Source organism: Bordetella genomosp. 13, from assembly GCF_007679965.1.
Taxonomy (GTDB): Bacteria; Pseudomonadota; Gammaproteobacteria; order Burkholderiales; family Burkholderiaceae_B; genus Bordetella.
The window spans coordinates 26,609-40,127 of sequence record NZ_VEHL01000005.1 but is presented as its reverse complement, the minus strand read 5'-3'; the positions used below and the strand labels follow the sequence as shown (position 1 = coordinate 40,127).

General features: G+C 67.7%; 12 protein-coding genes. 7 read left to right on the top strand and 5 right to left on the bottom strand.

All coding sequences use genetic code 11. The features are described from left to right. Positions 1-23: 23 nt before the first annotated feature. Positions 24-1,223 carry a M20 aminoacylase family protein gene (locus tag FS845_RS13550; RefSeq protein ID WP_144635938.1) on the top strand — a complete coding sequence of 400 codons (1,200 nt, stop codon included), beginning with the start codon at positions 24-26 and terminating at the stop codon, positions 1,221-1,223. Positions 1,224-1,298: 75 nt separating this feature from the next. Here FS845_RS13550 and FS845_RS13545 read toward each other — a convergent pair whose 3' ends face one another. Continuing rightward, entirely contained in the window at positions 1,299-2,195 is an 897-nt protein-coding gene (locus tag FS845_RS13545) for a LysR family transcriptional regulator (RefSeq protein WP_144635935.1), read from the bottom strand. 128 nt (positions 2,196-2,323) lie between these two features. Here FS845_RS13545 and FS845_RS13540 point away from each other — a divergent pair, with 128 nt between their 5' ends. The 3 genes from FS845_RS13540 (at position 2,324) to mgtE (ending at position 5,382) form a co-directional block, all read left to right on the top strand. Then, entirely contained in the window at positions 2,324-3,370 is a 1,047-nt protein-coding gene (locus FS845_RS13540; protein ID WP_144635932.1) for a YeiH family protein, read from the top strand. 121 nt (positions 3,371-3,491) lie between these two features. Next, positions 3,492-3,902 (top strand): acyl-CoA thioesterase, encoded by a 411-nt coding sequence (locus tag FS845_RS13535; protein WP_144635929.1) that lies wholly within the window; start codon positions 3,492-3,494, stop codon positions 3,900-3,902. Positions 3,903-3,912: 10 nt separating this feature from the next. Then, entirely contained in the window at positions 3,913-5,382 is a 1,470-nt protein-coding gene (gene mgtE, locus FS845_RS13530) for a magnesium transporter (protein WP_144635926.1), read from the top strand. An 87-nt stretch (positions 5,383-5,469) separates the two neighbouring features. Here mgtE and FS845_RS13525 read toward each other — a convergent pair whose 3' ends face one another. Continuing rightward, complete coding sequence (locus FS845_RS13525) at positions 5,470-6,090, bottom strand: gamma-glutamylcyclotransferase (RefSeq protein WP_144635923.1); 621 nt, start codon at positions 6,088-6,090, stop codon at positions 5,470-5,472. Positions 6,091-6,179: 89 nt separating this feature from the next. Between FS845_RS13525 and FS845_RS13520 the strand changes: the two genes are divergently transcribed. Further along, on the top strand, positions 6,180-6,491 hold the full coding sequence (locus tag FS845_RS13520; protein WP_144635920.1) for a hypothetical protein: 312 nt from the start codon (positions 6,180-6,182) through the stop codon (positions 6,489-6,491). A gap of 121 nt (positions 6,492-6,612) precedes the next feature. After that, a complete protein-coding gene (locus tag FS845_RS13515) occupies positions 6,613-8,193 on the top strand; it encodes a vWA domain-containing protein (protein ID WP_144635917.1) in 1,581 nt (526 codons plus the stop codon). Between the two features lie 344 nt (positions 8,194-8,537). On the opposite strand, the gene FS845_RS13510 is transcribed toward FS845_RS13515, so the two are convergent. Further along, on the bottom strand, positions 8,538-8,996 hold the full coding sequence (locus FS845_RS13510; protein ID WP_144635914.1) for an Lrp/AsnC family transcriptional regulator: 459 nt from the start codon (positions 8,994-8,996) through the stop codon (positions 8,538-8,540). Between the two features lie 360 nt (positions 8,997-9,356). Here FS845_RS13510 and FS845_RS13505 point away from each other — a divergent pair, with 360 nt between their 5' ends. Continuing rightward, positions 9,357-9,884, top strand: coding sequence for a cysteine dioxygenase family protein (locus FS845_RS13505; protein ID WP_144635910.1), 528 nt, complete (start codon positions 9,357-9,359; stop codon positions 9,882-9,884). Position 9,885: 1 nt separating this feature from the next. Here the strand turns inward: FS845_RS13505 and FS845_RS13500 are convergent, their stop codons facing one another. Together FS845_RS13500 and secA are read right to left on the bottom strand one after the other, a co-directional pair. Continuing rightward, entirely contained in the window at positions 9,886-10,605 is a 720-nt protein-coding gene (locus FS845_RS13500) for a VOC family protein (protein ID WP_144635907.1), read from the bottom strand. A 14-nt stretch (positions 10,606-10,619) separates the two neighbouring features. Then, a complete protein-coding gene (gene secA, locus FS845_RS13495) occupies positions 10,620-13,355 on the bottom strand; it encodes a preprotein translocase subunit SecA (protein ID WP_144635904.1) in 2,736 nt (911 codons plus the stop codon). Between the last annotated feature and the right edge of the window lie 164 nt (positions 13,356-13,519).

Below are 13,519 nucleotides of genomic sequence, written 5' to 3'. Positions count from 1 at the left end.
ACCCTCCCTTCCATGAGTCCGTCATGAACCTGCTCGAGCCCATCGTCACCTGGCAGCAGGATCTCGCCGTGCTGCGCCGCGACATCCATGCCCATCCCGAACTGTCGTTCGAAGAGTTCCGCACCGCCGACCTGGTGGCGGCCAAGCTACAGGAATGGGGCATCGAGATCGACCGCGGCCTGGGCGGCACCGGCGTGATCGGCATCATCCGCGGCAACCGGCCGGGCAAGGGCACGGTGGGCCTGCGCGCCGACATGGACGCGCTGCCCATGCAGGAGATCAACACCTTCGACCACGCCAGCCGGCACGCGGGCAAAATGCACGCATGCGGCCACGATGGCCACACCGCCATGCTGCTGGGCGCGGCGCGATACCTCTCGCAGCACCGCGATTTCGCGGGCACCGCATACGTGATCTTCCAGCCCGCCGAAGAAGGCGGCGGCGGCGCCAAGCGCATGATCGACGACGGCCTGTTCCGCCGCTTCCCGATGCAGGCCGTGTTCGGCATGCACAACTGGCCCGGCGTGCCGGCCGGGCACTTCGGGCTCACGTCCGGTCCCATCATGGCGTCGGCCAACGAGTTCCGCATCGTCATCCGCGGCAAGGGCGCGCATGCCGGCATGCCGCACCTGGGCGTCGACCCGGTGATGACGGCCGTGCAGCTGGCGCAGTCGCTGCAGACCATCATCACGCGCAACCGCGACCCGCAGGACGCCGCCGTGCTCAGCATCACGCAGATCCACACGGGCAGCGCCGACAACGTGGTGCCCGACGACGCCGAGATGCGCGGCACGGTGCGCACCTTCACGCTGGAAACGCTGGACCTGATCGAGCGCCGCATGCGCGAGATCGCGCAGCACACCTGCGCCGCGATGGATTGCGAGATGGAGTTCGAGTTCGAACGCAACTATCCGCCCACCATCAATCACCCGGCCGAGTCGGCCTTCTGCGCCGAGGTCATCCGCGACATCGTCGGCGCCGCCAACCTGGACGACAACGTCACGCCCACCATGGGCGCCGAAGACTTCGCGTTCATGCTGCAGGAACTGCCCGGCTGCTACGTGTGGATCGGCAACGGCGACGGCTCGCATCGCACCCAGGGCCACGGCATGGGGCCATGCATGCTGCACAACGGCAGCTACGATTTCAACGACGACCTGCTGCCGCTGGGCGCCACGTACTGGGTGCAGCTGGCCACGCGCTGGCTGGCGCGCGAGGGCTGACGGCATCGGCGTCGCGGCACCTGCATACGAGTTCATCGAACATGCGCGTCGCGTGCCGGTGGCCCCGATCGGGCATCACGCCCACGTGTCCTGCTCGTCCAGCGCCAGGCAGCTGTCCAGGAACTGCCGCGCCGCGCGCGCGGCGGTATCGGCATGCGGCACCAGGATGCTGAGCCGACGCGTCAGCGCGCGCGGCGCCACGCGCACCACGGCCAGCGTGCCGTCCTCGTGGCGCATCGACATCACCGACACGAAACCCACGCCCAGTCCCGCGCGCACGGCCTGCTTCACGCCCTCGACCCCGGCCAGTTCCAGCGCGGCCTCCGGCGCCAGGTCCGCTGCCGCGAAGGCGCGCTCCACCAGCTGGCGCACGCCCGAGCCCGGCTCGCGCATCACCAGCGGCCAGGCCGCCAGGTCGTGCAGCGTGGCCGCCGCCTGCCGCGCCAGCGCATGGTCCGCGCGCACCACCGCCACCACTTCGTCCTCGCGCCACGCGTGCACGGCCGTGCCGTCGGCCAGCCCCGCGGGCACGTCGCCCTCGATGAAGGCCAGGTCCAGTTCGGGCAGCCGCTCGACGATCTGGCGGGTATTGCCATCCGACAGGTGCAGCCCCACCGCGGGAAAGCGCTGGTGAAAGCGCGCCACCAGCCCCGGCAGCAGATAGCTGGCGGGCGTGGTGCTCGCGCCCAGCCGCAGCACGCCCGCGTCCAGGCCGCGCCACGCATCCCGCTCGGCCTGGGCGCGCAGGTAGATCTGGCGCAGCAGCCGGGCCTGCTCGGCCAGGCGTTCGCCGGCCGCAGTCAGCGCGATGCCGTGGCCCTGGCGGCGATACAGCGGCTCGCCGAACCAGTCCTGCAGCGCCCGCAACTGCCCCGACACGGCGGGTTGCGACAGATGCAGCAGCCCGGCCGCCCGGCTGATGTTGCCGGTATCGGCCACGCAGGCGAAGGTCAGCAGTTGGTCTGGGGTCATGGAGGACGACGGTGAACGACGGATCTATCAATATTTCGGATAGTAGCTATCTGGAATAACCATTTTTCAGATAGTACCCAGGACTTTAATATTTCCACAAGTAATTTGGATATACGCAAAACAAGTCCATGGAAGCCTCGCTCCCCCTCTCCACCCCCACCCCCTGGCGCGACAAACTCAATGGGGTGCTGTTCGTCGCCCTGATGGCCGGCGCGGTCGTGCAATTGGCCGACCTGCCCGCCATCCGCGCGCTGGGTTTCTCGCCGCTGGTCGTGGGCATCGTCTGCGGCATGCTGTACGGCAACTTCCTGCGCGGCACGATGCCGGCCGAATGGGGCGTGGGCGTCAACTTCACCGCGCGTCGCCTGCTGCGCATCGCCGTGGCGTTCTATGGTTTGAACATCAGCATCCAGCAGATCATGGCCGTCGGCCTGCCCGGCCTGGCCGTGTCGGTCGCGGTGGTGCTGGGCACGCTGGCGCTGGGCGCATTCGTGGGTCAGCGCCTGCTGGGCCTGGACCGCGACACCGCCGTGCTGACCGCGGCCGGCAGCGCCATCTGCGGCGCCGCCGCCGTGCTGGCCTTCGAGCCCACGCTGCGGGCCGCGCCGCACAAGAGCGCCGTCGCGGTGGCCACCGTGGTGCTGTTCGGCACCCTGTCCATGTTCCTCTACCCGGTGTTCTATCACGCCGGCTGGCTGCAGTTCGACACCCAGGCGCTGGGCATCTACATCGGCGGCACCGTGCACGAAGTGGCGCAGGTCGTGGGCGCCGCCAGCAACATCGACCCGGCCACCACCGAGGTCGCCACCATCGTGAAGATGACGCGCGTGGCGCTGCTGGTGCCCGTGCTGCTGGCGCTGGGCCTGTGGCTGCGCAGCCGCGTCGCCAGCCCGGACGAACAGGGCGAGCGCAAGGGCAAGCTGCCCATTCCCTGGTTCGCCGTGGGCTTCCTGGCGCTGGCCATCGTCAACTCGCTGAACGTGCTGCCGCCCGACGTCGTCACCGCGGTCCGCAAGCTCGACGTGTTCGCCCTGACCATGGCCATGACCGCGCTGGGCATCGAGACCCGCTTCGCGCAGATCCGCAAGGCGGGCCCCCGCGTGCTGGCGCTGGGCGCGGTGCTGTATGCCTGGCTGCTGTTCGGCGGCTACGCCATCGTCAAGATGGCGGCCTGAACGGCGCCGCGGCGCCTGCCGCGACGCCGACGCGGACGGCACGAAAACGCGGTGTGCACTGCCGCACCGCCTTCACGTTTTTCCTGCATAATCGACCGGTTCCCGCTCCGGAGCCGGCCGCATGACGTCCCCCGCACAAGTTTCCTCGATCCGGCTGCCGGAAGGCCGCGACCCCGTCCTGCGGGTCATGCCGATGCCCGCCGACGCCAACATCCACGGCGACGTGTTCGGCGGCTGGATCATGTCCCAGGTAGACATCGCCGGCTCGGTGCCCGCCGCGCGCCGCGCCGCCGGCCGGGTAGCCACCGTGGCCGTCAACGCCTTCCAGTTCAAGCAGCCCGTCTTCGTCGGCGACCTGCTCAGTTTCTACGCCACCATCGTCAAGACCGGCGCCACCTCCATCACGGTCTCGGTCGAGGTCTACGCCGAACGCCAGCGCCTGGACGCCGAAGTCGTCAAGGTGACCGAAGCCACGCTCACCTACGTCGCCACCGACGAAGCCCGCCGCAGCCGCCCCCTGCCCACGATCTGAAGCAACCAGCATGACCGACACCGTCGCGCAGAAAACGGCCGCCGCCCCCCGCCGGCTCGATCCCGAAGACGCCCAGCACGCGCTGGCCGCGGTGCAGGAATGCCTGCGCCGCCAGATGCTGGTCGAGAACCTGGTGCACCGCCAGGAACAGGGCGACGCCAAGGCCACGCTGGTCGAAGACCTGGTGCACCGCCAGCACACGGCCGAACTGAAGGCGCTGGTCGATGACCTGCATCCGGCCGACATCGCGTTCATCCTGGAATCGCTGCCCAAGGAAGAGCGCCAGCTGGTCTGGAACCTGGTCAGCTCCGAGCACGACGCCGACGTGCTGCTCGAGGTCGAGGACTGGGTCCGGGAATCGCTGATCGAGGCAATGGACCGGCAGGACCTGGTCAAGGCCACCGGCAACATGGACGCCGACGAGCTGGCCGACCTGGCGCCCGACCTGCCGCCCGACGTGGTGGCCGAGGTGCAGAAGGGCCTGACCGAGGAAGAGCGCGCGCAGTTGCTCGAGGCCATGGGCTACCCCGAGGACAGCGTCGGCGCCATCATGGACTTCGAAATGGTCCGGGTGCGCGAGGACGTCACGCTCGAAGTGGTGCTGCGCTACCTGCGCCGCCTGCACGAGCTGCCCGACCACACCGACCAGATCTTCGTGGTCGACCGCCAGGACAAGCTGCAGGGCGTGCTGCCCATTTCGGTATTGCTGGTCAGCGAACCCGACTCCGAGGTGCACGGGGTCATGAACACCGACTTCCTCACGCTCAACCCGCTGGATTCCGACGCCGACGCGGCCGGCGCGTTCGAACGCTACGATCTGGTGTCGGCGCCCGTCATCGACGACCAGGGCCGCCTCATCGGCCGCGTCACCATCGCGGACGTGGTGGACGTGATGCGCGAAGACTCGCAGGAACAGGCCCTGTCGCGCGCCGGCCTGCAGGAAGAGGACATCTTCGCCCCCATGCTCAGCGCGCTGCGCAACCGCGCGCCCTGGCTGCTGTTCAACATCTGTACGGCGGCCACGGCCTCGTTCGTCGCCTCGCAGTTCGAGGCCACCGTCAGCCACATCGTGGTGCTGGCCTTCCTGATGTCCATCGTCGCCGGCATCGGCGGCAACTCGGGCAACCAGACCATGACGATGATCATCCGGGCCCTGGCCATGGGGCGCATCACCGGCCGCAACCTGTGGCCGCTGGTCAAGCGCGAAATGACCATCACCCTGATGGTCGGCCTGTGCGGCAGCCTGATGGCGGCGCTGTTCGCATGGATCATCTCGCGGTCGTTCGCGGTGGCCTTCGTGATGATGGCCGCCATGATCTGCAACATGCTGGTGGGCGCCGGCATCGGCGTGCTGGTGCCGATGCTGCGCGCGCGCTTCGGCCGCGACCCCGCCATCGGCTCGTCGGTGCTGCTGACCTTCGCCACCGACTCGCTGGGGTTCTTCATCTTCCTGGGCCTGGCTACGGTATTCCTGCTGTAGGCCCGGCGCGCCTGCCGGCAAGGCCTGGCGCCTGAAGAACCAAGGGCCTGCGATCCGCAGGCCCTTGGCTTTTGAAAGCCGGCTCGATCAGGCCGCGGCCGGCTGCAGCGCCATGCCCAGCTTGCGCACCAGCGCCCCCAGGCGGCCGTCGTCGATGCCGCAGGCCCGCAGCGCCCGGTCGGTCTCGATCACGTAATCCAGGCAGGCGCCCGACTGTCCCACGGCGCGGCGCACCGAGGCCATCAGGTGATCCTCGCTGATCTCTCCCGCGTAATGGCTGCATCCCCGGTTGAGCAGGAACACCAGTCCACGCACCGGCCCGGCCTCGGTCGAACAGGCCAGCCAGCGCGGCACGTACGCGCCATTGGGCATTTCGCGCTGCCATAGCGCGTGGAAGACGGGGACGACGTCGGCCGCGGCCACGCGGAACGCTACGCCGCGGCAACAGCCGCCACGATCCAGGCCGAACACCAGGCCCGGCGCGTCGGGCGACCCGCGGTGGTCATGCGACCACAGGCAAAGCGAACGGTGATAGCCGCGCACGGTGGCCAGGCGGCGTTCCTGCCAGGCGAAGGCGGGACGCCAGATCAGGGACCCGTAGCCGAAGACCCAGATGTCGTCGATGCCGTTCCAATCCGCCAGCAACGCCTCGACCGACGACGGGGGCCATGCTGCGCCGCTGCATGCGGCCGTTACTTCCGACGACATGATCCTGCCTGGACCTCGTACCAGAAAACAATGTCGATAATGCTACGCCTGTGGGCCGGGAAAAATATTGCGCGATGAGGCCATGTGGCGTGGACCCGACGCAAGCGGCGACGCATTCCTCCCGACAAACCGGGAAAAATTTTCCGGAATGTGCGCTGCATCATTACTTTGAAAAAAGTTCCTCTGAATCAGCCGTTTCCAACAAAACCTTTCCAAATTCACATTTGTGCAGCAGGGCCGGCAAGGAATGCATCTCCAACTGGCCAAAAAGCTTTTTTATTGCAATAGCTTGGCGTCGCCGTGACGCCATGGCCATTCTGTGCATATCAGATACATTTGTCACATCAACCATGGATTTGACGGCCGATCCCCGGAAATCGCCCTCAATTACACAAATTTGAAATCTTTCAGACACAACTCTTTGGAATCCTTCGGCCCCGGCATCGCACCCGTATCGCGAATCATTGCCGAGCCGGCCGCACAGAGGGGCGCCGGCCTTCTTCCATTCCAACGAGAATCAACATGCAGAAGATGATGAAATTGCGTGGCCTGGCCGTGGCATTGCTGATCGCGGGCATCCTGACCGGATGCGGCGGCAGCGATGACGACGACGATGACAATCCCAGCGAGACCCCCACCCAGCCGGGCAACGGCGGCGGCAATGGCAACGGCGGCACGGATCCCGGCCAGCCCAGCACCGGCACGCGGTCCTTGTCCGGCACCCTGGTCGTGCCCGAGTCCGCCCGCGCGCAGACCGCCAGCGTGATGTCCGCCCGCAGCAGCCTGCGCGCCAGTTCGCTGGCCGCCGCGGTGACCTGCGACGCCGTGCCCACCAGCTATCAGCCGCTGGCCCAGGCCACCATTTCGTTCACCGACGCCGGCGGCAATCCGGTCAACGCCACCCTGACCACCGACGATTGCGGTGCGTTTTCGGGCACGGTGCCCGACACCGCCGCCTTCGCCATTGCCAAGGGCGCCGGCTACCGCGACCTGACCGTGCCGGTGGCCTCGTTCGACGCCAACTCCGCCGATCCCACCAACCTGACGTCGCTGCTGCCCGACGTCGCAGGCGCGACCTACCGCGTCGCGTCGGTGCAGTGGACGGGCGCCGACCTCTCCTTCACCGTGGTCGATTCCGTCACGGGCAAGGCCGTGCTGGGCATCCCGAAAAGCGCGGTGCAATACACGGTGGCGGGCGGCAATGCCACCGACCTGTCATCGCTGGTGTATGCCGCCGCGCAGGCCGGCGCGGCCAGCGTCGTGCTGGCCCTGGACGCGAGCGGTTCGATGGACAGCCCCGTCTACGACAGCACCGGCACGCCGGTGAAGGACGCCAATGGCCTGACGATGACCCTGACGCGCATGGCCGGCCTGGCCTCGCACGTCTTCATCGACGGCAAGAATGCCGACGATGAAGTCGGCATCGTGGTGTTCGACGACCGCACGGACTGGATCGACAAGACGTATTTCGACGGCGCCGGGCTGAAGAGCGCGGGCGGCGCGTACGACGCGGGCTATCCGGCGGATGGCTTCTCGAAGGATCCCAACGTGCTGCGGCTGCCCGTGGACTACTACAACGACCGATCGCAGATCTGGGGCGACAGCGCGCCGGACGCCCTGCACGCGCCGCTGCCCGCCGACCTGCGCGCCACCGGTTCCTACCCGTGGGGCGGCACCACCGCAATCTATGACGCCGGCAAGCTCGCCCTGGACCACATGGACGGCCGCAGCAACCCGCGCAAGGTCGCTGTGCTGATGACCGACGGTTCCGACAACGACAGCAGCATCAGCGCTGCCACCCTGGTCCAGGAATACCAGGCGAAGAACATTCCCCTGTGGACGGTGTCGTTCGGCCTGGGCGCCAGCACGACCGTGCTGCAGGAACTGGCTGACCAGACCGGCGGCAACTACGTCTCGTCCACCGACGCCAGCCAACTGGCCGCCGCCTTCGCGGGCATCCAGACCGGCATCGTGTTCCAGTACACCGGCGACCTGGGCCTGAGCGACGCGGACTTCAACGCGGCGCGCGGCAAGGAGCTGACGCTGTCCGTGACCTACAGCGGCCTGGCCGCCGCGCGCACCGTGCAGGTGCCGCTGCAGTAAGCAACCCGGGCGGCGCTCGCGACGAGCGCCGCCCGCCGGCCCGGCGGGCTGATGAGGAAGCCTTCATGCTGCGCACTCCGGCATCGCCCTTGGGGCGGCCCGGCGGGCTGATGAGGAAGCCTTCGTGCTGCGCACTCCGCCATCGCCCTTGGGGCGGCCCGGCGGGCTGATAGGTAAGCCTTCATGCTGCGCACTCCGGCATCGCCCTTGGGCCGGCCCGGCGGGCTGATAGGTAAGCCTTCATGCTGCGCACTCCGGCATCGCCCTTGGGCCGGCCCGGCGGGCTGATGAGGAAGCCTTCATGCTGCGCACTCCGGCGTCGCCCTTGGGGCGGCCCGGCGGGCTCAAGCCGCGTTCAGCGGCAGCTCGGTGGTGCTCTTGATGATTTCCATCGAGAAGCTGGCGCTGACGTCCAGCAGGTCCACCGTCTCGATCAGGCGCCGGTAGAACCGGTCGTACGCCGCCATGTCCTCGACCACGACTTTCAGCAAGTAGTCGATGTCGCCCGCCATGCGATGGAACTCGACCACGTTGGGCAAGGCCGTCACGGCGCCGACCAGGCTCTGCGTCCATTTGGCGTTGTGCTGGCTGGTCTTGATCGATACGAAGACGGTCAGGTTCAGGCCCAGCGCCTTCGGGTCCAGCAGCACCGTCTGGCGCGCGATGACACCGTCGTCCTTGAGCTTCTGGATACGACGCCAGCACGGCGTGACGGAAAGATTCACCTGCTCGGCGATGTCCGCGACCGAACACGTGGCGTCCTTCTGCAGCAGCCTGAGTATTTTGATGTCCGTCTGATCCACAGTTTTCCCCTGGAAGGCAACGCCCGGTATGCGCCGGCGGATTGGCGGCGACGGCCCTGCCGCGAGACTGCGGTCCGTGCGGGCGTCATCTTGCCCTTTCCACGAAGCGGCGTCCACCAGTGCGCCATCGCGTTGCGCGCGACGACCACGGAATCCGCGCGCCGCGGCTTCTTCTCCACCAGCAAGCGTTTATCCTGGATTGCAGACGTTTGGGCATGCCCGCACCGTGGCAAACCGCCCATGACGAAAATTTTTTCTAATCCGCCAGTCGACCACCCCGGATTGCGCAAAGCCATTCCGCCCGTGGGGACATAGCATGGACGTATCGACACACGCCGCGATCCGCCCTGCCCCGTACCCATGCCTCTGTCCGCCACCCCGGCCCCGCTGCAAGCCCTATGCGCCTCCGTCGAGCACGCGCAACGCAAGGCCGCCCAGGCCCTGCTGCACGAGTTGAATGCCAGCGTGGCGGATGCCGGGGCGGACGCGCTGGCGGGCCTGCCGCCGGCATTGCGGCAGGGCTGCCCCGAACGCTACACGCGCCACGTGGCATATGCCGATCCGCACGGCAGCTTCACCATCGTCTACCTGATCTGGCGCCCCGGCCAGTTCAGCCCGGTGCATGGCCACAAGACCTGGTGCACGTACCGCGTGCTGCAGGGCGAGCTGACGGAAACGCATTACCGGTGGCATCCCGCGAGCCGGCAGGCCGAGGCCTGCGGCCAGGCGCTGCGCCGCGCGGGCGACATCGTCACCGCGGCGCCCGGGTTGCAGCAGATCCACCGCCTGGGCAACGCCGGCGACGGGATCGCGATCTCATTGCATATCTATGGAGTGGCCGAGGCGGACATCGCCAGCGGCGTGAACCACCTGGTGCAGACCGCCTGAGCTACAGGCCGGTGTCCAGCGTGTAATGCGCGCCGCTGCGGTTTTCCAGCGTCAGCGTGGACAGCGCGGGCGTGAGGGCGGCGGCGTCCCGCGCCACATGCAGCTTGAGGTTGCCCAGCGCCAGGTCCCAGCCGTCGCCCGCCGCTTCGGCCGGCACGTCCACCACCTGCGCCAGGCGCTTGGCGACGTCCTCGGCCTGCGCCGCACGGGCGTCGATGCGAAGAATGGATTGCGCGCCGTTGGGATGGTCCATCAAGGACGGCACCCACACGCACTCGGGCGTGAGATGGCGGCAGAAATACATGCGGATGCCGGGAATCGGCTGTTGCGCGAAGCGCACGGTATGGAAGCGCGCCTGCACCGTCTGGCCATCGACCTGCGCGGGGCGCGTGAGCTCCTGCACCGGATTGACGGCGAAACCCGCCGCCAGCAGGCGCTGGTAGGTGGCCTCGGCGTCGTAGGTGCGGAACACCAGGGCCTCGAGCCCGAATGGCGAGTCGGCGATTTCCTTGCGCGCCGGCGGCGCGCCCGGTGGCCAGCCCAGCAGCTCGACGTAGGTGCCGTCCAGCGCGATCAGACGGTTGCACGACCCCAGGTTGTGCACCGAGAGGTCGCTGAGCAGGAAGCCCTGGCGCTCGAAGTGCGGCGCCAGTTCTTCCAGGCGGTCACGCACCATGATGACGGCATGATCGAATTCGGTTCGTCCCACGGCGTGCAGCATGGCGTCGTCTCCGGTCAGGTCAGTTGGCCGTGGCACTGCTTGTACTTCTTGCCGCTGCCGCACGGGCACGGATCGTTGCGGCCCACCTTCGGGACCACGTTGCGCAAGGGCTCGGCGGCCGGCGCGTCGGCATTGGCGGCCGCCAGCGCCTCGTCGTAGTCGGAGTGGTGGTACTGCACGTTCTGCACGTGCGATTGCTCGGCCTCGGTCACCTGCTCGACCTGCTCGGGCGATTGCACCCGGACGGTCATCAGCACGCGCACGACGTCGGCGCGGATGCGGTCCAGCATGCCCGAGAACAGTTCGAAGGCCTCGCGCTTGTATTCCTGCTTGGGATTCTTTTGCGCGTAGCCGCGCAGATGGATGCCCTGGCGCAGGTAATCCAGCGACGACAGGTGCTCGCGCCAGTGCGTGTCGATGGACTGCAGCATGATCGAGCGCTCGAACTGGCCCCAGGACTCGGCGCCCACCAGCGCGACCTTCGCGGCGTACGCGGCGCGCGCGGCTTCGATCACGCGCTCCAGCAGTTCCTCGTCGGTCAGGTTGGGTTCCTTCTCGACCATGTCCAGCAGCGGCATCTCGAGGTTCCAGTCGCCGGCCAGCGCCTGCTGCAGGCCCGCCACGTCCCATTGCTCTTCGACCGACTCGGCCGGGATGTAGGTGCGGAACAGCTCGGTGGCGGCGCCGTCGATCAGGCTCTCGACCGTGGAGCCGATGGCCGAGGCCTCCAGCACGTCGTTGCGCTGGCTGTACAGCACCTTGCGCTGGTCGTTGGCGACGTCGTCGTATTCGAGCAGCTGCTTGCGGATGTCGAAGTTGCGGCCTTCGACCTTGCGCTGCGCGGTCTCGATGGAGCGCGTGACCATGCCTGCCTCGATGGGCTCGCCCTCGGGCAGCTTCAGGCGCTCCATGATGCCGCGCACGCGGTCGCCGGCGAAGATGCGCATCAGCGAATCTTCAAGCGACAGGTAGAAGCGCGACGAACCCGGATCGCCCTGGCGGCCGGCACGGCCGCGCAGCTGGTTGTCGATACGCCGCGATTCGTGGCGCTCGGTGCCGATGATCCGCAGGCCGCCGGCGGCCTTGACCTGTTCGTTCAGGGGTTTCCAGTCGCCGCGCACCTTCTCCACGCGGGCCTCGCGCTCGGCCTCGGACAGGGACTGGTCGGCGCGGATCAGCGCGACCTGCTTGTCGACGCTGCCGCCCAGCACGATGTCGGTGCCGCGGCCCGCCATGTTGGTGGCGATGGTGATGTGGCCCGGCTTGCCGGCCTCGGCCACGATCTCGGCCTCGCGGGCGTGCTGCTTGGCGTTCAGCACTTCGTGCGGCAGGCGCGCCTGGGTCAGCAGGCCGGCCAGCAGTTCGGAGTTCTCGATGCTGGTGGTACCCACCAGCACGGGTTGGCCGCGCTTGTGGCAGTCGCGGATGTCCTCGAGGATCGCGTTGTACTTCTCTTGCGTCGTCTTGAAGACCTGGTCGTTCTGGTCCTTGCGGACCATGGGACGGTTGGTCGGGATCAGCACGGTCTCCAGGCTGTAGATTTCCTGGAATTCGTAGGCTTCGGTGTCGGCCGTCCCCGTCATGCCCGACAACTTGTCGTACATGCGGAAGTAGTTCTGGAAGGTGATCGAGGCCAGCGTCTGGTTCTCGTGCTGGATCTTCACGCCTTCCTTGGCCTCGACGGCCTGGTGCAGGCCGTCGGACCAGCGGCGGCCCACCATCAGGCGGCCCGTGAATTCGTCGACGATGACCACTTCACCGTCCTGCACCACGTACTGCTGGTCGCGGAAGAACAGCGTGTGGGCACGCAGCGCCACCATCAGGTGGTGCATCAGCGCGATGTGGCGCGGGTCGTACAGCGATTCGCCCTCGGGCAGCAGGCCGACGCGGGTCAGGATCTGCTCGGCGTGCTCGTGACCGGCCTCGGACATGTGCACCTGCTGGCTCTTCTCGTCGACCCAGTAGTCGCCCTCGGGTTCGGGCTCGTGCGGCTTGGGTTCGGATTCCATGCGCTTGAGCAGCGGCGGCACCGTGTTCATGCGGATGTACTGCTCGGTGTGGTCTTCCGCCTGGCCCGAGATGATCAGCGGCGTGCGCGCCTCGTCGATCAGGATGGAGTCGACCTCGTCGACGATGGCGTACGACAGGCCGCGCTGGCGACGGTCCTCGACCCGGTACTCCATGTTGTCACGGAGATAGTCGAAGCCGAACTCGTTGTTGGTGCCGTAGGTGATGTCGGCCTTGTAGGCCGCGATCTTCTCTTCGTTGGCCTGCTGCGGCACGACCACGCCCGTGGTCAGCCCCAGGAAGCCGTACAGGCGTCCCATCCATTCGGCGTCGCGGCGGGCCAGGTAGTCGTTGACCGTGACCACGTGCACGCCGCGGCCGGACACCGCGTTCAGGTACACCGGCAGCGTGGCCATCAGCGTCTTGCCTTCGCCCGTGCGCATTTCGGCGATCTTGCCGTTGTGCAGCGCGATGCCGCCCAGCATCTGGACGTCGAAATGCCGCATGCCGAACACGCGCTTGCCGGCCTCGCGCACCACGGCGAAGGCCTCGGGCAACAGGTCGTCCAGCGACGTGCCCTGCTGATGGCGGTTGCGGAACTCCTGCGTCTTGGCGGACAGCGCCTCGTCGGAGAGGGCCGAGATCTGCGGCTCCAGGCCGTTGATCTGGTTGACCAGCTTGCGGTACTGCTTGAGCAACCGGTCGTTGCGGCTGCCTATGAGCTTTTTGAGCAGAGAAACCATGCTTGTCGTAGTCGGCAGGAGCGCCGGCCGCGCAAGGCGCCGGCCGTCGCCCCATGTCTTATATGAGCGTGCGGTTGAGCGGGAAGGGTCCGCCGGGAAACGATCGAGTGTAACGCACCTGGGGGTCGATGACCTGCAACAGACCCGCCCGGGAACGGCCGTGC

Excerpts from the sequence above, each read along its gene's own strand:
- FS845_RS13550 (WP_144635938.1), top strand. The coding sequence starts at position 24 with ATGAACCTGCTCGAGCCCATCGTCACCTGGCAGCAGGATCTCGCCGTG.
- FS845_RS13545 (WP_144635935.1), bottom strand. The coding sequence starts at position 2,195 with ATGACCCCAGACCAACTGCTGACCTTCGCCTGCGTGGCCGATACCGGC.
- FS845_RS13540 (WP_144635932.1), top strand. The coding sequence starts at position 2,324 with ATGGAAGCCTCGCTCCCCCTCTCCACCCCCACCCCCTGGCGCGACAAA.
- FS845_RS13535 (WP_144635929.1), top strand. The coding sequence starts at position 3,492 with ATGACGTCCCCCGCACAAGTTTCCTCGATCCGGCTGCCGGAAGGCCGC.
- mgtE (WP_144635926.1), top strand. The coding sequence starts at position 3,913 with ATGACCGACACCGTCGCGCAGAAAACGGCCGCCGCCCCCCGCCGGCTC.
- FS845_RS13525 (WP_144635923.1), bottom strand. The coding sequence starts at position 6,090 with ATGTCGTCGGAAGTAACGGCCGCATGCAGCGGCGCAGCATGGCCCCCG.
- FS845_RS13515 (WP_144635917.1), top strand. The coding sequence starts at position 6,613 with ATGCAGAAGATGATGAAATTGCGTGGCCTGGCCGTGGCATTGCTGATC.
- FS845_RS13505 (WP_144635910.1), top strand. The coding sequence starts at position 9,357 with ATGCCTCTGTCCGCCACCCCGGCCCCGCTGCAAGCCCTATGCGCCTCC.
- FS845_RS13500 (WP_144635907.1), bottom strand. The coding sequence starts at position 10,605 with ATGCTGCACGCCGTGGGACGAACCGAATTCGATCATGCCGTCATCATG.
- secA (WP_144635904.1), bottom strand. The coding sequence starts at position 13,355 with ATGGTTTCTCTGCTCAAAAAGCTCATAGGCAGCCGCAACGACCGGTTG.